Genomic DNA, 18,472 nt, shown 5'->3' with positions numbered 1-18,472 from the left:
GGAATGAAGATCCGCATGGCATGGTTGCCGTTCAAAGATTTAGTTCGAGCTCAGTTTGACGTTGCTTGCGATTGCCCAGTTGCCCACGGGAGCAATGTCATATTGAACGCCGGCTTGAAGCTTGCCGTTATTTTGAAGCTCAAATACGCCGACCGCACCTTTACGGGACTGCACTTTATATTGAGCGGTAAGGGTTGTACCGTCAGAGCCTTTGAGCTGAATGGAGCGGTATGCAAAGAGCTCGTCTCCAGGATCAGCCGTTAATGTAACGTTCAGGGTTGTATCATTCACTTTATCCACTGCCCCGATCACAAGCGGCTCCGTGCTTTGCGCAGTAAATGTGTTATTGCTAAGCACAAACCAGTCCGAGGTTACCGAATATTTCACGCCAGGCTGCAAGGTCTTGCCTGCCGGCAGACGGAATTTCGGCTCTTGCTTGCCGTCTGTGGATTGCGTATAACCAACATAATTGACCGTCATCTGCTCTCCTGTCTCCGATGTGAGAACGGCTTGTCTGCTCGCGAGGGACGAAATAATCTGCATCGGCTGACCATTCAGCTTGTTATTCTCATCGACAACAACAGCATCGGCACCCCGGCCGCCGGCATAAGCGGAAATCAGATAACCGTAATCAATGACGCCGTCCGAACGGAACGATTCTACTTCAAACGTATCAAAAGATACTTGGCGCGCGTTTTGGAGCTGGATAATCTCATCGCTTGCCGCAACCGTAAAATTTTGTTTGCCTTTATAATTCAAGGAATAGGTTGTGCCCGGCTTCATCGTTTGCACGGGGATGACATAGGTTGCGACAGAGCCTGTTTTGAGACGCGGCTGATTAACCAGCTTTAACCCTTCGCTGAAAGCGAAATTGATGTTGGCTTGATCCGTTGTTTCATCTTCCAAGGCAAGCGGTGCGGAGAAGGTAACTTCAAAAGTGATTTTATTAAGCGCCTTGATCGACACAATCTCAGCATTCGACGAACGGATCGCTTGTTCGGAATAAACGAGAAGTTTAGCCGCATCACCGCGAGTCAGTTGTTTGCCTTCGATGCTCATCTCCGACATCCAGTATTGCAGCGATTTCGCGTCGCGCTGCAAGGCTTTTGCAATAAGCAGGGCGGCATCGCTGCCTGCTGCCGGCTGATTAGGCTGGAAGCTTTGCGGGTTATCGAGCAGCCCAGAAGCAACGGCTGAATTGACATAAGAGCTATACCATTTATCTTTGCCTGACTGGCTTTCCGCTGTATAGGGCAAATCAAGCGCGAGAACAATCATTTTGATCAGCTCGGCATTTGTGATCTTTTTCTCAGCGCGCAATGTTCCGTCTTCATAACCTTGAAGCACCTTTTGGCTGACAAGCTGCTGAATGACTTGTTCCAATGGCTGATCGAAGCTGGCTGCCTTGGCCGATTGCACCGGCAAGAGCGCTCCTCCTCCAATAAGTACCGTTAGAGCTGCAATAGCCGCCTTTTGCTGCATCTTCTTCATATTTCATCTTTCCTTCCCGTTATTTAGAGTGATTGCTGTTGCTGAATCTATCTTAGGCGACCGCTCTAAATTCGCTGAAAAGAAAGTATAAACAAAATATAAATAGTTCGATAACATTTTACAACATGCACTTAGACCGTAAAGCGGTAGCCTGCTCCCCAAACCGTTTCGATAAACTGCGGATTGGAAGGATCGGCCTCCAGCTTCTCCCGGATCCGCGAAATATGAACGGTCACGGTCGCAATATCGCCATTTGAATCATAGCCCCAAATTTTCTCGAACAGCTGATCCTTGCTAAACACCCGGTTGGGATGGGTTGCCATAAAAACAAGCACTTCAAACTCCTTGGCTGTAAGGAAAACCTCCTGCTCATGGACAAATACGCGGTGGGAGGAGGGGTTGATTGTGAGCTCGCGAATATGCAGACTTTCGTCCGGATCACTCTTTTGACCGTTTTTATAACGTTCATACCTCGCCAGATGGGCTTTCGTTCGGGCAACAAGCTCATTCGGGCTGAAAGGCTTGGTTACAAAGTCATCCGCCCCAAAGCCAAAGCCGCGGATCTTGTCCAGCTCTTCATTTTTGGCGGAGACAATAAGGATCGGTACATCAAGCCGTTCCCGGATCGTTTTGCAAATCTCGAAGCCATTCATGCCCGGAAGCTGAATATCGAGAATAATCAAGTCAAAGTCGCCGCTTAACGCCCGGCTGAGACCTGCGTGCCCGTCATGGCATATTTCAGCCTCATATCCGTGCAGCGCGAAATAATCTTTCTGCAATTCAGCAATATAAGGATCGTCTTCAACAATTAATATCCGTGTCATTGTTATTACCGCCCCGCCTGTTTTCAAATAATTTGAGTGTAAAAGCAATGCTGGTGCCCCGTCCAAGCTCGCTGCTGGCGGAAATCCTGCCTCCGTGTCCTTCCACGATTTGCTGGGCAATCGCAAGACCCAGCCCGCTGCCGCCGGCCACCGTCTGATTACGTGAAGGCTCCGCCCGGTAAAAGCGTTCAAATATAAAAGGCAGTGCTTCCTCAGGAATACCGGGTCCGTTGTCCTTAATCGTAATAACCGCATACTCCGCTTGCTGCTCTGTGGCAACTGTAATTTGCTTGGGCGGTTGATTCATATATTTGAGGCAGTTATCCAGCAAATTCATAATGACCCGCTTCAGCTTCTCGCGGTCCGCAAGAACGTACAAAGGCTGCTCAGGCCTGTTCTCCCATACAACCTCAACCTCCTGATTATGAAACTCAATCGACATTTCATCTGCAACGTTATAGAGAAAAGAATTTAATTCTAATTTTTGAAAGGAAAACGGCTCTTTTTTCAAATCCAATTTGGAGAAGAACAGCAGCTCGTTAACGAGCCGTTCCATATCCGATGCTCGGGTATGAATAGCGGCCACGTATTTATTCAGCTTTTCCTCCGTATTCGTAACCCCGTCGCGGATTCCTTCGGCATAACCTTTAATCGTAGTGATCGGAGTTCTCAAGTCATGAGATATGTTCGAGATCAGCTGCTTGCGGTTCTCTTCATAATGAAGCTGGAGCTGTATCGAATCGTACAGTCTTTGGCGCATTTGATCAAAGGTCTGAACTAACTGCCCGACTTCATCCTTGGAGACAGCCTTAAGCTCGTAAGTTAAATCTCCAGCCTTGATCTGCTCGGCAGAACGTCTAAGCTGCTCCAGCGGTTTAATGATTTTCCGGGTCACGTAACGATACAGCAGAAAGCCGGTTAACAATAAAATGACCGCAAACAAGCCAATCAGGATCGGAAGCAGCCTGCGGATAACCTGAGCGAATGGGCTTCTCTCGTGAATAACAAAGATGCTGCCCTTCTCGTTTTTGTCGGAGGAGAAATAGAAATCAAATTTGGAATAAGAAAAGAACCGGCTGCCGGCATTAAGCGTATTGCGGATGACGTTGTTGCCCATATCATAGGCGGGCAGGATAGCCGAGAAATCCACGCCGCTTAATGAAGGCGCCGTATAGAAAATCGAATCCTTCTCACGGACAACAAGAGCAGCCTGCTCCATTTTCAGCTTTATGTTGTATTGCTCCAGCAGCTGTTTATTTTTCAATTGTTCCGGATCATTCTTCGCCAGGTACTTGAGGTCCAGGAAGAGGCTCTCTTCTTCTTCGGACAGCGGATGAAGCGAATAATGAATGTTATAAAAGTTGTTAAGACTGCGCACATCACCGGTTACAGCAACGGACAGCAAATAAGACGATAAGACAAATAGAATGACCGATACAATGACTACGGAGGTAAAAGAAAGCAACAGTCTGAACCGTAAGGACAACTGATCATCACCACACTTTTGTTATTTTGCTTAAGGGAGCTGTTAGTGGAACACCTAAACCTTATTTTGGTATGGTACCCATTAAAGGATACCAGAAAGGTATAACAAGTCCGCAAACAACATATTAACAATTTATAAATTCATTAAAAAACCATGCGGCATAACGGCTCCACATGGTTTCATAGTATGTTCTCAGCGATTCAACCTATAGCCCGCTCCCCAAACCGTCTCAATGATTTCCGGGTTTGCCGGATCATTCTCAAGCTTCTCGCGGATCCGGTTAATATGGACCGTTACGGTAGCGCTGTCGCCTGAATAATCATAACCCCAAATTTTCTCGAACAGCACATCCTTCGAAAACACGATATTCGGATGCTCCGCCAAAAACAACAGCAGCTCGAACTCACGGTTCGGAAACCGGATTTCTTGCCCTGCCTTATAGACCTTCCAGCTTTTTCGCTTAATGATTAAGTCGGCCACGATAATCTCATCATCAAGATCAGCTTTCCTCGCTGAACCGGCCAGCCGTTCATATCGGGCTAAATGCGCTTTAACCCTCGCGACAAGCTCAGCGGGATCAAAGGGCTTCGCGATATAATCATCCGCTCCAAGTCCTAGACCACGAATCTTATCCATCGACTCCGTCCTTGCCGTTACCATTAAAATCGGAACATCGGTCTTGCCTCGCACTTCACGGCAAATATCATATCCGTTCTGCCCCGGGAGCATGACATCAAGAAGGATCAAGTCATAGGCATGCGCAAGGATAGCGGCGACCGCCTGTTTCCCGTCTGCAATAATCTCCGTCTCAAAACCGTTGATCTCCAGATAATCCTTCTCCAGCATCGCTATTTCGGCATCATCTTCGATTATTAATATCTTGCTCATCCTTATTCTCCATTCCACCCGGCAGTACCAGTTCAATTTGCAGCCCGTTGTTGTTCCTGGCCGTCACGGTGCCGCCATGCCTGTCTACGATATATTTCACGATATAAAGACCAAGTCCGCTGCTCTCCCCGTTTGTTTGGGTTCTGGCCTGATCGCCTCTCCAAAACTGCTCGAATAAATGAGGCAGATGCTCATCCGGTACGCCTTGGCCATTATCGGTGAACAACAGATGCTCGCGGCCCCCTTTTTTCCATACGGAAATGTCCAGTTGGATAGGGCTTACTCCAGCGTACCTTGCCGCATTCTCTGCAAGATTCGCCATAACGCGGTTCATCTGTTCTGCATCTATTCGTACAGGATGTGAGTCCGATACGATCTTGAACGTAAGAGTAATGTTCTTTTGCGCCAGCTCATCTTGCGCAGATGCGGCATATTCACGGACAAATTGCCCTAAATCCCGGTCGGCAAGCAACAACGGCAGATTCCCCGTCTCGAGGCTTGAAAAGTCGAACAGCTTCTGAAGAAGCTTATCCATTTCCGAGGATTTCTGATAGGCAATCTGCAGATACTGCTCTCTCTTCACAGGCGTATGGGCCACACCGTCCCGGAGGCCCTTGATATAGCCTTTTATCGAAGTAAGCGGCGTACGGAGGTCATGCGAAATGCCGGCAACAAGATCAACGCGGGCTTTCTCATAAGCCGTATTCTTCTGACGCTCTTCAAGCAGATGCTCCTGCATATGGTTAAAAGCGGCACATACTTCAGCAAATTCATCATTCCCCTTGTAGAGAATCGGCTTCGATAAATCACCGTTTTCAATCCGTTTTGCCCCTTTTGCTAATGCGTCCAGCGGCTGAAGAATCCGATAAGCCATCTTTCGCGTAAACAGCTGGCTGAGCAGTACGATAACAACAATGACAACGAGACTGATAAGAACAAAAGGCAGCCAGAAGTCAAGCATGCTGCTGCTTACACCCGCCGCTTCATCCTTTACCGCATAGATGGAGTACCCTTCTTTATTCATCGCAATAAAGGAGGCGTCCTGCACTCTTCCGGCCAAGACGTCACTGTCCAATTGAATGTTAGTAAGGCTGCCCTGTATTTCACTATCGGAATCCTTCAGCTTGCTATAAAGGATGCTGTCATCCTGAAGGACCAGCAGCTTATAGCCATATACGGAAATCCGGTCACTCAAAAGCTCCCAGTCTTGTGTAGAGCTATCGAAGTCACTCATCTGTTCTTCCGCCTGGAAGATCTGACGATCCAGCAGTTCCTTGCCTCCGTCACCGTGCAAGGTATCCATAAACAGTACGACCCCGAACACGGCAAGCAGGGTGAACAGTGAAAGAATGACTAATAAAGCACTCGAAAGCATGATGCGGTTAAGCACTTTCATATCGACACTTCTCTTTCAGAAAAGTTATTCATTAGTTAGTGTATAGTAACAGATAGGTGTAAACAACAAAGGGGAAAGAGATAAACATTTCCTAAACAAGTGACTACGTCTTCGAACAGCAAAAGGCGTCACAGTATTCATTTCCTGTGACGCCTTTCCGTATCAAATTTATTTGAGCAATGCGAGAAGCTCCGGCATTTCCTGAATACACACATCCGCCTCAGCAAGCTCGGAGTCGCGTCCGTATCCGGCATAGGCACAGCCGATCGCGACAAGATGGTTGCCTTTTGCCGCTTCTACGTCCGAGGAACGGTCTCCTACCATCCACGCCGTCTTGATCTGATGATCGGCGAGCAGCTTCGCTACGAGATCCACCTTGCTCGCGGTCTGGAATTCACCGGCGCTATATAAGCCGTCGAACAGATCTGCAATCCCTTTATGGCGCGCAACCTCTTTCACATAGGCTTCCAGCCCGTTGCTCGCCACAAACAGCTTGATCCCCTGCTCCTTCAAGCGCTGCAGTGTCTCCGCGGTTTGAGGATACAACCTGCCGATGCCCGCTTCCAGATCCTCCAGCTCATATTGCACCATAAGCTCATCCGCGCGAAGGCGTGCCTCTTCGGAGCTATCCGGCATCAGATTCCGCCAAATATCCTCCAGCAGCATACCGAGGCAGCCAAGCAGCTCCTCAAGTGGAGGAGTCTGGTCATAGAGCCCTTCCTCGCGCAAGGTGCGGAATAGCCGCTCATGTACCGTCTCGAGCAAGGTAGCCGTTTCGAACAACGTGCCGTCCATATCAAAGATTACCGCTTCCGGCCGCTCAAATTGTATCGCCATGACATTTTCCCCCTTTAAAGTCTGCCATTATCATAATGGAAAGGAGGGACATGCCGCAACCTCGCAGCAGGATTTACTCGATGCCTTCCAGCCACTTTTCCACCTGCTCCGGATGTCCGTCAGCCCATACTTTAGCTGCTTCTTCCGACGATTGACCGTCTTGAATGGCAACCATAACTTCAGCCATATCATCTGCCGTCCACGTAAATTGATCCAGCAGCGTATAGGCATCGGCCATATCCGACTTCAAATCTTTGCGGGCTACCGTATGAATGCTCTCATCACCGCCATATACGCCTTTTGGATCCTCCAAATATTTCAGGTCCATATTGGCAAACATCCAATGCGGAGTCCATCCCGTAACGATGATCGGCTTTTTCGCCTCATAAGCCTTCTGCAGCTCCGTTGCCATCGCAGCCGAGGAGCTCTCAATCAATTTCCACTTGCTGTCCAATCCATAATCCTTCAGAGCCTTATCGGTTGACTGCATAATACCTGCACCAGGCTCAATTCCAATGATCTGGTAATCTACGGACTTACCTGTCGCATCGTTTTTCAAATCCTCTATAGTGCTTTCCTTCATATAGGAAGGAATTACGAGGCCTGTTTTTGTTCCTTCAAGATTAGGACCAAGATCATCAACGCTGCTTCCGTACTTCTCCAAGTACGAGGCATGCGTTGTCGGAAGCCACGCGGCTACCATGGCATCTGCGCTTCCATCCGCAATGCCAGCCCACATTGGACCCGCATCAACCTGAAGCAGCTCAACGGAATAGTCAAGTTTAGATTCCAGCACGTATTTCACGACATTCGTGCTTGCAATTTCGGAATCCCAAGCCACGTAAGCCAATTTGATTTCTTTCGAGTCGGTTTTCTGCGAACAGCCTGCAAGAGCAGCTGCTAATACCATTGCCGATAAAGCCAATCCCCATTTTTTCTTCAACATGCTTCACCTCTAGCGTTTATTTTTTTTCACGATATGGTTAGACATCCGATCTAACAGAATAGCCAATACGACGATGGAAATGCCTGCTTCAAATCCGGTTCCCGTTTTGGTTTGGGTAACCGCGCGATATACATCAGCGCCAAGTCCCTGTGCACCAATCATCGATGAAATAACGACCATGGACAGCGACAGCATAATGGTCTGATTAATGCCTGCCATCATCGTAGGAAGCGCCATAGGAAGCTGCAGCTTGAACAGCTTCTGGTTCGGCGTTGATCCAAAGGCATCGGCTGCTTCAACCAATTCCGAAGGAACCTGCCGGATCCCCAAGTTGGTCAATCGGATCGTAGGCGGCACAGCAAATATAATGGATGCAATGACACCTGGCACAACGCCAAGGGAAAAGAACGAAACAGCGGGCAGCAAATAAACGAATGCAGGCATTGTCTGCATGAAATCAAGCAAAGGAGTAATAATGCCTTGCATGAAAGAGCTCCTTGCGCACAAAATGCCCGTCGGTACGCCAATAATGATGGATAGCAGTGATGCCGTCAGCACGATTGCTAATGTTTCCATGGCATTTTCCCAATAGCCTAGATTATCAATAAGCAACAGCCCGATAAACGCAAATGCTGCGACTTTCCATTTCCCAAGAAACCAAGCTAAAGCCGTTATGATCAGAACCATGATGATCGAAGGACTAAAGAGCAGAACATTGTGGAGAAAATCAACGATGGAGCCTATAATCAGGCGTATGAAGTCAAACAACGGGGAAAAGTGATTTTCTAACCAGCTTTCTAACGATTCAATCCAGTTACCAAGTGGAAGCTTAGGAATATTCATCGGACGGCACCTGCTTCTGGTACAGCATTTCCGGCAAGTGCGGCAAAGACCGCTCCACGGATCACGATGCCTAGCAGTCGGTTCGCGTCATCCGTTACAGCCAGCGGGATTTTAGAGTCCGCCATGGGCTCAAACAATTCATTTAACGGGGTTGCCGGAGAAATAACCGGTAAATCCTTGATTAAAATTCCCTCTAACGGCAAGCCTTCTTTCAGTGCGGCAGAGGCAAGCTCTGCGGTTATGACACCTAGAAGCTTCTTCCCCTTATCAGTCACATACAAGCTCGATATCCCTTGCTCCTTCATGATTTGAAGAGCAACACGAGGGCCACGTTCGAGCATAATCGTTCCGGGCTTCCGCATGACATGCGCTGCGGTCAGCACCTTGGAAAGATCAACATCCTCTATAAATTTCTCAACGTACGGGTTAGCCGGATTTATCAATATTTCGTCAGGCGTGCCAATCTGTACGATAACGCCATCTTTCATTAATGCGATCTTGTCTCCGATGCGCAGTGCTTCGTCAAGATCATGAGTAATAAAGATGATCGTCTTCTTCATACTGGATTGCAGCTGCAATAATTCATCCTGCATATCCTTGCGGATCAACGGATCAAGCGCACTAAATGCTTCATCCATCAGCAGAATATCCGGGTCATTCGCAAGGCTTCGGGCGAGCCCAACGCGCTGCTGCATTCCTCCGCTCAATTGATCCGGGTAGCTGTTTTCCCATCCGCTTAGGCCTACCAGCTGCAGAGCTTGTTCAGCCTTTTGCTTTCGGAACTGCTTTTCTATCCCTTGAATCTCGAGACCGTATTCTACATTTTGCTGGACCGTCCGGTGAGGAAACAGGGCAAACTTTTGAAAGACCATGCCCATTTTCTTTCGCCGGAATTGTCTTAGCTCTGCGGAACTCATCTGTACAATGTCACGCCCCTCGAACAAGAGCTGACCAGATGTTGGCTCAATCAATCGATTCAACAAGCGGATCAAAGTGGACTTGCCGCTCCCGGATAAACCCATGATGACGAAGATTTGACCTTCCTCAATCGTGAAGCTTGCCTGGTTCACCCCTACTGTCATTCTCGTTTCTTTTAAAATTCGTTCTTTCGTCCATCCTTGCTTAAGGAACTGCATCGCTTGTTCCGGATGGTTACCGAATATTTTAGTCAGTTGTTTGGCTTCGATGATGGACATTTCTTCCCTCCTAAAAAGATTGTCACCACAAATGGCCGCCATTTTGGCCACTTGTGATAATCTTGCTTCGTAAGCATGTGCTTAAAGAATTGTGAAGCAATTCTTGCTTCGTGAGCATTAGCTCTAAAAAGATTGTCACCACTAATGGCCGCCATTTTGGCCAATTGTGATAACCTTGCTTCGTAAGCATGTGCTTAAAGAATTGTGAAGCAATTCTTGCTTCGTAAGCATGAGCTTGTTAGTGTACTGACGACAGTTTAGGCCTTAATGCCTTTTTTAGTCAACACTAATATCCGTACGTAAATTACGTACAGTTTAAACTTTGCGATATAAATACTCTAAATCCCTCCAATTTCCTCCTAAATGCATATAGAAATGAATGCTTTACTTTTATTTTCAGATAAGCTTACAATATCTATGAAGTGTGACAAGGTGACACCCAGGAGGCAATTATGGATGAGAATTTATCGCCCGAGCAATCACGCATGCTGCATACAGCACGTCAGCGTGTGATTGACTCAATTGGCAAAAACATGGATCTATACGGCATAACCTTATCAATTGGTCATCTGTACGGTTATATGTATTTTCAGAATGAACCAATCACCTTGGATCAAATGAGCCAAACGATGGGTATGAGCAAAACATCCATGAGTACGGGGATGCGTACATTAATGGATTTGAAGATGATTGATAAAGTTTGGGGTAAAGGGTCGAGGAAAGACTTTTACGAGGTCGTTCCGGATTGGTATCAGAACTTTACGGATTTCTTTTCTATTAAATGGCGCAAAGCTGTCGAAAGTAATATGACCTCTCTCGAGAAGTCGTTAAAGGAAATTCACATGCTTCAAGCAACGGATCCGGATAACAGAAGTCTCCAAGAGATCACTTCCATTGATGAGCAAAAAATTATTGAAGCGCTCAACTATTACCACTGGCTGCATCGTTTAATTGATTCGTTTGAGTCAGGTAAAATATTTGATTTCATTCCAAAGGAACCAAAGGAAGAATAGGTTAATACACAAGTATTAAAGGAGCCGGTCACAAACAGGCTCCCTTTTTCATTTTTCAGAGGAGTAACGAGCCGGATATCTGGATCAATAGCCCCGTGTTTATGATTTCATTTTTTGTTAAGCCAGCCAGAATGATTTATAAGAAAGAAGCGCATAATGATTTTTGTATATTGCGGAAATAACACTGAAAAGAAATATCATATGATAAAAGGAGAGGCGTTAGTTAATGTCGAACAAAAAGAGCTACTATTCATTTGAAGATCCGGCTGGTACTACCATTGAATTTCAAGCGACCAGCTTACAGCAGGCCATGGTGATTAAGAAGAGTCGGGCCATAGAACTTGGGATTCCTAAAGAAGCTTTTGAGCTAGTGAGCATTCGTAAAAAACCAAGTCAGAGCGAATAGATTTGTTAAATAAGACTGAATTTGCGGTCAATTGCGCTTTCATAGGCTTATTCCTTCCATGACCGGAATTTCACCGGCTTGAAGATACGTGCCACTGGGCATGCCCTTTAATAAAAACAGCAGCCATCTCTGGCTGCTGTTGTGTCGTATTGAGCTATAAAATACGATTGCTTGCAAATACACGTCATCCTCATATCGATCAGCCAATATACTCATGCCCCTTCTCCTCCGCAGAGCAAACTCGCTTTATACCGTAATGTCCCTTTTCTTAAAATAGCTAAAAGCGGTAGCTAAGCAAATAATTACAATAGAGACCATTACAATAATATACTTAGAATCAATTCCGTTCGTAGTTATAATATCCGCTGCGTCAATATAATGAAAAAAACTAAAGTGTTTAATCAATGCAAGATCCTCAGACATTGCAGAGATAACATTGAGAAAATAGGAGAATAACACGATGCCAAGCGACGTTGAAGTAATATTTCTTGTACGGCGCAATGCAGAAGACAACAAGAAGGCAATGGAAGCAAATGTTAAATGCAAAAAGAAGGTTGCGAGTGTGAGTAATAAAAACGTACCTGGGCTAACATCCGACGTCTCTGCAAACTGGAATCCCGCTAGAGCAGCTAGTACGATAATCGTGTTCAAAATAATTAAATTCACTATAACCGCCAACAATTTCTGTCCGATGACTTGAAATCTTGTAACGGGTTTGGACAATAAAAATTCGATAGTCTTCTCGGCTGATTCTTTTGCCACAATGTTGCCGGCGAGTATTGCTGCATAGATACTTCCAACGAGAGTAGGCATAAGATATACGCGAATACCATAGTAGCCGATTAGTGAATCCATCCCCAGGCGATCCATCCCAAACGCTTTTTTCATTGCATCAGGTAGCGAGTCTATCATTGCTCCCACTGTTTCCTGTTGCTTTGCCATTTGTGGGAAGACTGCTAATGTCAACAGAATTAGACCTCCAATAATTCCACTCCAAATCAAAAGTGGCTTGAGATTACGAACAATCTCTCTTCTAAAGATCATTGGTTTTCTCCCCTTCCTGTTTATAATAATGCATAAAGATCTCATCCAAGGATGGTTCTTCGATCCGTATGTCCTGATAAGCCAATACGTTTATTGCATTAAGCAATTCCCGAATATCGCCCCCATACAAAAGTTGTATCTCGTTTCCACGAATTTCACATTTCACAATCCCATTGATGTTTAAACTCACATGTTCCGGATGGTCAATCGTAAGAATGACACTTCTAAGTTGATTTTTCATCAAACTTTCAATCGATTCTACTTTGATGAGTTGGCCCTCTTTAACAATGGCAACCCGGTCGCACAAGTTACGCACTTCGCTAAGCACGTGAGAAGAAAAAAATATCGTTGTTCCTTTTCTGCGCTCATCCTCAAGCATGCGAAAGAAAACTTGCTGCATGAGAGGATCAAGCCCACTGGTGGGTTCGTCGAGTATAAGGAGCTTCGGGGAATGAAGCAGTGCCTGAACAATACCAACCTTTTTCCGATTGCCAAATGACAGATCCTCTATCTTGCGATGAAGATCCAATTCAAGTTGACTGGACAATTCATGTATTCGATGTATATCTCCCTTCGGGTAGAACTTAAGGGAATACAACAACAAATCTATAACTTTCATGTCGTCATAGTAGTGAACCTCCGACGGCAAATATCCCACATTTCTTCGAATTTCCTTCGAATGTCGAACAACATCCTTCCCAAAAATCGTGGCTCTGCCTTCCGTAGGATGAATAAAATTTAGCAGTGTACGGATCGTCGTACTTTTACCGGCGCCATTTGGCCCAATAAACCCGAATATTTCTCCTTCATCAATTGAGAAGGAAATATCAATTATACCTCGGTCTTTTTTGTAATACTTCGTTAGATGATGAATGTCAACGATATGCATGTCGTTCACTCCCTTAGTAATTTTGGAAATCCCTCAATATAAAAAGCCTGCACCAGCAACGACTGTGTATCGACACAGTACGCCCTTGGTGACAGGCTCCTCCAAAAATGCAGCTATTTAGCATCATCATATTCTTAAATAAATCAGATCATACCATTAACCAGTTTAAAGTACGATTCGATAAATGGTTTTGGATCCATGGAAACCATAAAAGGAAAAACTCCTTGATTTGTATGTAAATAAAGAATTCCCTCCCCGTCTCCTATATTTTTGTAGGATATATCCAAAACATCTTCCAATCTGATTTCTCTGTATTTTGTCTTTATCTTTTCTTTGTACAGAAACATCTTCCTTGCTTCTTTAACTATTGTTTGCTCAGCATTCAATATTTCCCTGCGCACTTTATAATACTCCAATACAGCAACCCAATTTATATAACCCACTCCGCTCAGATGAATTTACGATAATCTATTTATCTCTACTCCATTTAACGCTGAATTATCGGAATTTTTGAGACAGGTTGTTTTTATTAACCTATCATCAGCTTTTCCTTCGGATACCGGAAATATTGTTTTTTCGATGACCTTGTCATCGCATAAGCCAGTGTTAGAGGTCCAAGACGCCCAATAAACATCGTTGCGATAATAACCAACTTCCCGGCAGTTGTCAGCTTCCCCGTTAAACCTAATGTCATGCCCACGGTCCCAAATGCGGATGTAGCCTCGAAAAGGATGTCCATAAAATTGTGATTGGTATGCCGCTCCGTTATCGTAAGCAAAATGGCGCAAATAAGAACGACGCCAAGCGAAATAATGATAACGGCCAATGCTCGCAAAATAAAATCGGTTGCCAGTCGTCTCTTATAAATCTCAACGTCTTCTCTGCCTCTGACAATGGCGTAAACGGTCATGATAAGTACGGCAAACGTATTGGTCTTGATTCCGCCTGCTGTAGAACCCGACGAACCGCCAATAAACATCAGAATAATCATTAACAATTGAGATGTCGGCAGCATTGCAGCAGTATCTATCGAATTAAATCCGGCTGTTCGAGTGACAACCCCTTGGAAATAGCTAGCCCATAAACGCTGCGGCCAGGTTAACAGACCGAACGTTTCGGGATTGAGCAGTTCCATGCTTAAAATCAGAACGGTTCCGCTTCCGATAAGTATCGCATTTGTAGTAAGAACGATTTTGCTATGCAGGGACAGATCCTTCCAATTTCGTTTTTTCAAAAAGTCAAGAACAACCGTAAAGCCCAGCCCGCCAAAAATAAACAGAAGCGTAATGACGATATTAACGGTTGGATCGCCCACGTACCGCATCAGACTGTCTGACCATAACGAGAAACCGGCATTATTAAACGCAGATATTGCATGAAAAACTCCGTAGTACATTGCTCTTGCCGTTCCATACTCCCCTGACCATCGTAAAGCCAAAACAAGTGCAGCCAAGGATTCGATAATAAGCGCAATTAGAAATATATTTAACGCCAGTCTGACCACGCCTTGTGGGGAATAGGAATTAATCGACTGCTGAATAAGCAGTCTTTCCCGCAATCCAATCTTTTTGCCGATAACAATCGCAAACAAAACCCCGAATACCATGAACCCCAGGCCGCCGATTTGAATCAGCACAAGAATGACCAGCTCTCCGAATGTGGTAAAGGTTGAGGGAACATCCACGACGGATAAACCCGTTACACATACCGCAGAGGTGGCGATAAACAGAGCATCGATCCATCCGATGCTCTTGCCCGAAGCCGATGATACGGGTAAAGCAAGAAGGATCATGCCAAAGACAATCAATATAGCAAAGCCAAGAATAATTATTCTTGGCGCTGAAATTTTTTTCGATTTGCTAGGTTCTTCTGCTGTTGGAACACTTGCTTCATTTCCAGCCATAATACACTCCTTTAATTCGTTAGCCGATCCACTCTACTCGTTTCAACAACCGATGCTTCATAAGCTGCAGAACAAATTCGGCATAAAATTCCGGACGCACAATTGCACTATACCGATGATTCGGGTAAATATAGAACAAGACATCCGTATACACATCATCGCTCTCGAAAAAAGCCCGCACTGCCTTCAGCTTAGGTAATATCTCCTCTGCATGATCAAGTACTTGAAGATGGAATTCAATATCTTCACCGTTTTTGGATTCCACAATTTCAAGATCCTTGTTGTTGTATTGATAAGCCAGTATAGCATTCGCCCCCTGTTATATAAGATATCTTAAATAAACGTATACACTGGATAACACGATGGATAAAATCATTAACGGGAAAGCCACCTTGAAGTAAGCTAAAAACTTGATTGGATAACCTTCTTTGCCGGACATCCCTGCCGCAATCAGATTAGCGCTGGCACCAATAAGCGTCCCGTTGCCGCCGAGGCAGGCGCCAAGAGCAAGACTCCACCACAAGGGCTCCAAATTTTGCACGCCCATATTCCCCATTTCCTGGATCATGGGAATCATCGTTGCAACAAACGGAATATTGTCCAGAAAAGCCGATGCAATCGCGCTAAGCCACAGAATCAGCATGGAGGTTGCAACGGGATCTCCATCCGTCAGTTCAATGGCTTTGGCAGCCAAATCCGCAATAACTCCGGTCTCCACGAGCCCGGATACAAGAGCGAACAAGCCGATAAAGAAAAAGATTGTGGTCCATTCCACCTTGCTAAAAGCATCCTCCATCCGGTGTTCTCCTGTTAGCAGAAGCAGAATAAACGCGCCGGATAATGCAACGACTGCTGATTCAAGATGCAGCATTTGATGAAGGAAAAAGGCCAATATCGTTAGTCCCAGGATGGATAAGCTTTGCACCAACAATTTTTTATCCGTTATGATGCCGGTAAGCTCCAGTTCCATTATATTTTGTGTCCGTTCCGGCGTGGTTTGAATCTGCTTGCGGAACAGTAAGATAAACAACAGAACGTAAACTGCCATTATAATAATGATGATAGGGGTTAGATTGGTGATGAAAGCACCGAAGGTAAGCTCCTTCACCGCACTCCCGATCATAATGTTCGGGGGATCGCCAATCAAAGTAGCCGTTCCACCTACATTGGACGAAATAATTTGCGTAATAAGGAAGGGAATCGGATTGACTCTAAGCTGTCTCGTAATGCTGAAAGTAACCGGAACCATCAGAAGAATGGTCGTTACATTATCCAGAAAAGCAGAGCCTACGGCCGTTATAAGAGACAAAACGATCATAATCCGGACAGGCTTGCCCTGCGCTTTTTTGGATGCCCATATCGCAATAAATTTGAAAAGTCCGGTATCCGCTGTAATCGATACGATAATCATCATCCCGATGAGCAAGCCAAGCGTGTTAAAATCAATATGATGCAGCACAGTTTCCTGGTTGACAACACCGGCCGCAACGACGATCAGCCCTCCCAACATCGCGATAATGGTTCGATGAATTTTTTCTGTAATAATAAGTGCGTAGGCCGCCAAAAAAATAATAATGGCCCAAATGGCTTGTTGTTCCATATGCCCTCCCAAATGTACTATTAACTAAGTATTCCCAAAAAAAGACAAAAGGAGCCCGCAAATGACAGGCTCCACCGGAAAATACTTATAAAATTATTTTACAAGTTTACACAATGGAAGTCCGACTTGTAAAGTCAAAACTTGAGAATGTCTCTATTCCGCCTGTTTTTCCCCTTCTCCAAGTCCCAGCTTCAACACAAGCGGCTTGATGGTTAAACCTTGAACGAGGAGAGAGAACAGCACAACGCTAAAAGCAAGCACAAGTACGTCATCTTTGCCTTCAAAAGAGTCTGGCAGACTTAAAGCAAGCGCAATCGACAGGCTTCCCTTTAAGCCTCCCCAGTTCAGAATTGACTTCCACGCCCTAGGAAACTCACGCAGCATGGCAACGCTAGTGTAAAGCGCAATGGTCCGGACAACCAGTACAATAACGATAGCACCTGCAATCAATAACCATTTATCCGAGAAATCGACATTTTTGATTTCAAGTCCAATCATGAGGAAAATCAGCGAATTCGCAACCAGCGTAACCACGTCCCAGAACGAATCGATATTCATTCTGGTTGTAGCTGACATGCCGATACGGGCACCATAGCTGCCAAAAATCAGTCCGCTTACAACTACCGCAATGACACCGGAGACATGGAAATGCTCGGCGATAAAAAAGCTGCCAAAAAATAAAAGCATTGAAAACCCGATTTCCAGCGGGTAATCATCGTAAAACCGGATCAGCTGCGAAAAGATCCATCCCATCACAACCCCAATGGCGATCCCGCCAACCGCAAATTTTAGAAACAACCACAGCCCGCCGCCAACTCCTGCCCAGCCCATATCCACATATGAGAGAAGATAAATGGAAGAAATCTGGAACAAAACAACAGCTATACCGTCATTAAATAATGATTCGCCTTCAATAATCGTAACGAGTGATTTGGGTACACCTAGCGATTTAAAAATCGAAATAACGCTAATCGGATCGGTTGCACTCATTAGGGAGGCGAATGTAAATGCTACTACAACCGGCAGCCCGAGCCAATAATAGGATCCTGCCGCAATAAGAAGGAAGGAAAGCAAGGTTCCGCCAATCGCCAGAGCCAGCACTGGCTTGCTATGTTTCATCAAATGCGCCACAGGCAGCTTCAGTGTTGCGTCGCCAAGCAGAATCGGCAGAAACAACGAAATTATGACCGCCTGAAACACATGCGACTGGGTAATAAAACTCTCTGCTTCCTCTAATAACGGAATATGAGTCACGCCGAGTATAAGTCCTACAATAACAAGTGCAATGGAATAAGGCTGGTTTAATTTCTTGGCAACTGCAATGACAAACATGGACACGGCAAGCAGTATTAACAGTTGAATAAACGTTTCATTAAATAATTCCATAGGTATATCCTCCGTTTCCTGATCACACCTTACCGATTTCATTCTTCCTAAACCCTGCTGTTGTCATTCACCTCTTTGAAAGATTAGAATAAAAAGACAAAAAGAGCCCGCTGTTGGCAGGCTCCTCCGAACTTCCGTTTTTTTATTTATCCATAATCTAACATGTTGAACGGTCTTTTGTAAATATGTTGTTATGCCTTCCGGCAAACCAGGTCATCCGTATTCATTCCCTTGACCAATCATCTTAAATCGATAAGCTCAATTACAACAAAAAAACCGCGCAATAGCGCGGTCTATATTTAACAAGGACGGAGAGGCTGACGA

19 protein-coding genes are annotated in these 18,472 nt (G+C 45.4%); 2 read left to right on the top strand and 17 right to left on the bottom strand.

Features of this window, described 5'->3' with window-relative positions; all coding sequences use genetic code 11:
- Positions 1-39 precede the first annotated feature (39 nt).
- The 9 genes from BM200_RS12835 to BM200_RS12795 form a co-directional block, all read right to left on the bottom strand.
- A complete protein-coding gene (locus BM200_RS12835) occupies positions 40-1,491 on the bottom strand; it encodes an S-layer homology domain-containing protein (protein ID WP_091185808.1) in 1,452 nt (483 codons plus the stop codon).
- A gap of 131 nt (positions 1,492-1,622) precedes the next feature.
- Positions 1,623-2,315 carry a response regulator transcription factor gene (locus tag BM200_RS12830; protein ID WP_091185806.1) on the bottom strand — a complete coding sequence of 231 codons (693 nt, stop codon included), beginning with the start codon at positions 2,313-2,315 and terminating at the stop codon, positions 1,623-1,625.
- On the bottom strand, positions 2,293-3,801 hold the full coding sequence (locus BM200_RS12825; protein WP_091185804.1) for a sensor histidine kinase: 1,509 nt from the start codon (positions 3,799-3,801) through the stop codon (positions 2,293-2,295). Before BM200_RS12825 ends, BM200_RS12830 begins: the two co-directional genes overlap by 23 nt.
- Positions 3,802-3,993: 192 nt before the next feature.
- Positions 3,994-4,689, bottom strand: a complete 696-nt coding sequence (locus BM200_RS12820) for a response regulator transcription factor (protein WP_091185801.1) — start codon at positions 4,687-4,689, stop codon at positions 3,994-3,996.
- On the bottom strand, positions 4,661-6,085 hold the full coding sequence (locus tag BM200_RS12815) for a HAMP domain-containing sensor histidine kinase (protein WP_091185799.1): 1,425 nt from the start codon (positions 6,083-6,085) through the stop codon (positions 4,661-4,663). Before BM200_RS12815 ends, BM200_RS12820 begins: the two co-directional genes overlap by 29 nt.
- 168 nt (positions 6,086-6,253) lie before the next feature.
- Positions 6,254-6,922, bottom strand: coding sequence for an HAD family hydrolase (locus tag BM200_RS12810; protein ID WP_091185797.1), 669 nt, complete (start codon positions 6,920-6,922; stop codon positions 6,254-6,256).
- 73 nt (positions 6,923-6,995) lie between these two features.
- Complete coding sequence (locus BM200_RS12805) at positions 6,996-7,868, bottom strand: glycine betaine ABC transporter substrate-binding protein (protein WP_091185794.1); 873 nt, start codon at positions 7,866-7,868, stop codon at positions 6,996-6,998.
- 9 nt (positions 7,869-7,877) lie between these two features.
- Complete coding sequence (locus tag BM200_RS12800) at positions 7,878-8,711, bottom strand: ABC transporter permease (RefSeq protein WP_091185793.1); 834 nt, start codon at positions 8,709-8,711, stop codon at positions 7,878-7,880.
- Positions 8,708-9,907: a quaternary amine ABC transporter ATP-binding protein gene (locus BM200_RS12795; protein WP_091185790.1), complete on the bottom strand. Its 1,200-nt coding sequence runs from the start codon at positions 9,905-9,907 to the stop codon at positions 8,708-8,710. Before BM200_RS12795 ends, BM200_RS12800 begins: the two co-directional genes overlap by 4 nt.
- A 452-nt stretch (positions 9,908-10,359) precedes the next feature.
- On the opposite strand from BM200_RS12795, the gene BM200_RS12790 reads away from it, so the two are divergent.
- Positions 10,360-10,920, top strand: a complete 561-nt coding sequence (locus BM200_RS12790; protein ID WP_091185787.1) for a GbsR/MarR family transcriptional regulator — start codon at positions 10,360-10,362, stop codon at positions 10,918-10,920.
- A 226-nt stretch (positions 10,921-11,146) separates the two neighbouring features.
- Complete coding sequence (locus BM200_RS12785) at positions 11,147-11,326, top strand: hypothetical protein (RefSeq protein WP_091185785.1); 180 nt, start codon at positions 11,147-11,149, stop codon at positions 11,324-11,326.
- Positions 11,327-11,365: 39 nt separating this feature from the next.
- Here BM200_RS12785 and BM200_RS30210 read toward each other — a convergent pair whose 3' ends face one another.
- The 8 genes from BM200_RS30210 to BM200_RS12750 all read right to left on the bottom strand — a co-directional run bounded on the left by BM200_RS30210 (position 11,366) and on the right by BM200_RS12750 (position 18,148).
- Positions 11,366-11,542, bottom strand: a complete 177-nt coding sequence (locus BM200_RS30210) for a hypothetical protein (RefSeq protein WP_217649566.1) — start codon at positions 11,540-11,542, stop codon at positions 11,366-11,368.
- Between the two features lie 30 nt (positions 11,543-11,572).
- Entirely contained in the window at positions 11,573-12,370 is a 798-nt protein-coding gene (locus BM200_RS12780) for an ABC transporter permease subunit (protein ID WP_091185782.1), read from the bottom strand.
- A complete protein-coding gene (locus BM200_RS12775) occupies positions 12,360-13,259 on the bottom strand; it encodes an ABC transporter ATP-binding protein (RefSeq protein ID WP_091185780.1) in 900 nt (299 codons plus the stop codon). The genes BM200_RS12780 and BM200_RS12775 overlap by 11 nt, the downstream gene beginning before the upstream one ends.
- A 143-nt stretch (positions 13,260-13,402) precedes the next feature.
- Complete coding sequence (locus tag BM200_RS12770) at positions 13,403-13,660, bottom strand: hypothetical protein (RefSeq protein ID WP_245772993.1); 258 nt, start codon at positions 13,658-13,660, stop codon at positions 13,403-13,405.
- Between the two features lie 128 nt (positions 13,661-13,788).
- The gene (locus BM200_RS12765) at positions 13,789-15,162 is read right to left on the bottom strand and encodes a TrkH family potassium uptake protein (RefSeq protein ID WP_091185777.1); all 1,374 of its coding nucleotides are present in this window, start codon (positions 15,160-15,162) and stop codon (positions 13,789-13,791) included.
- Positions 15,163-15,181: 19 nt separating this feature from the next.
- A complete protein-coding gene (locus BM200_RS12760; RefSeq protein WP_091185774.1) occupies positions 15,182-15,427 on the bottom strand; it encodes a hypothetical protein in 246 nt (81 codons plus the stop codon).
- Between the two features lie 54 nt (positions 15,428-15,481).
- Positions 15,482-16,762, bottom strand: coding sequence for an ArsB/NhaD family transporter (locus BM200_RS12755; RefSeq protein ID WP_091185772.1), 1,281 nt, complete (start codon positions 16,760-16,762; stop codon positions 15,482-15,484).
- Positions 16,763-16,915: 153 nt separating this feature from the next.
- Positions 16,916-18,148, bottom strand: coding sequence for a cation:proton antiporter (locus BM200_RS12750; RefSeq protein WP_091185769.1), 1,233 nt, complete (start codon positions 18,146-18,148; stop codon positions 16,916-16,918).
- Positions 18,149-18,472: the final 324 nt, after the last annotated feature.

It is taken from the genome of Paenibacillus catalpae (assembly GCF_900112695.1).
Classification (GTDB): Bacteria; Bacillota; Bacilli; order Paenibacillales; family Paenibacillaceae; genus Pristimantibacillus; species Pristimantibacillus catalpae.
The sequence above is the reverse complement of the archived record's forward strand: the minus strand, read 5'-3'. Positions and strand labels throughout refer to the sequence as shown.

What these genes read in the sequence shown, in the direction of transcription:
- BM200_RS12835 (WP_091185808.1), bottom strand. Translation starts at nt 1,491, where the DNA reads ATGAAGAAGATGCAGCAAAAGGCGGCTATTGCAGCTCTAACGGTACTT.
- BM200_RS12830 (WP_091185806.1), bottom strand. Translation starts at nt 2,315, where the DNA reads ATGACACGGATATTAATTGTTGAAGACGATCCTTATATTGCTGAATTG.
- BM200_RS12820 (WP_091185801.1), bottom strand. Translation starts at nt 4,689, where the DNA reads ATGAGCAAGATATTAATAATCGAAGATGATGCCGAAATAGCGATGCTG.
- BM200_RS12815 (WP_091185799.1), bottom strand. Translation starts at nt 6,085, where the DNA reads ATGAAAGTGCTTAACCGCATCATGCTTTCGAGTGCTTTATTAGTCATT.
- BM200_RS12810 (WP_091185797.1), bottom strand. Translation starts at nt 6,922, where the DNA reads ATGGCGATACAATTTGAGCGGCCGGAAGCGGTAATCTTTGATATGGAC.
- BM200_RS12805 (WP_091185794.1), bottom strand. Translation starts at nt 7,868, where the DNA reads ATGTTGAAGAAAAAATGGGGATTGGCTTTATCGGCAATGGTATTAGCA.
- BM200_RS12800 (WP_091185793.1), bottom strand. Translation starts at nt 8,711, where the DNA reads ATGAATATTCCTAAGCTTCCACTTGGTAACTGGATTGAATCGTTAGAA.
- BM200_RS12795 (WP_091185790.1), bottom strand. Translation starts at nt 9,907, where the DNA reads ATGTCCATCATCGAAGCCAAACAACTGACTAAAATATTCGGTAACCAT.
- BM200_RS12790 (WP_091185787.1), top strand. Translation starts at nt 10,360, where the DNA reads ATGGATGAGAATTTATCGCCCGAGCAATCACGCATGCTGCATACAGCA.
- BM200_RS12785 (WP_091185785.1), top strand. Translation starts at nt 11,147, where the DNA reads ATGTCGAACAAAAAGAGCTACTATTCATTTGAAGATCCGGCTGGTACT.
- BM200_RS30210 (WP_217649566.1), bottom strand. Translation starts at nt 11,542, where the DNA reads ATGAGTATATTGGCTGATCGATATGAGGATGACGTGTATTTGCAAGCA.
- BM200_RS12780 (WP_091185782.1), bottom strand. Translation starts at nt 12,370, where the DNA reads ATGATCTTTAGAAGAGAGATTGTTCGTAATCTCAAGCCACTTTTGATT.
- BM200_RS12775 (WP_091185780.1), bottom strand. Translation starts at nt 13,259, where the DNA reads ATGCATATCGTTGACATTCATCATCTAACGAAGTATTACAAAAAAGAC.
- BM200_RS12765 (WP_091185777.1), bottom strand. Translation starts at nt 15,162, where the DNA reads ATGGCTGGAAATGAAGCAAGTGTTCCAACAGCAGAAGAACCTAGCAAA.
- BM200_RS12755 (WP_091185772.1), bottom strand. Translation starts at nt 16,762, where the DNA reads ATGGAACAACAAGCCATTTGGGCCATTATTATTTTTTTGGCGGCCTAC.
- BM200_RS12750 (WP_091185769.1), bottom strand. Translation starts at nt 18,148, where the DNA reads ATGGAATTATTTAATGAAACGTTTATTCAACTGTTAATACTGCTTGCC.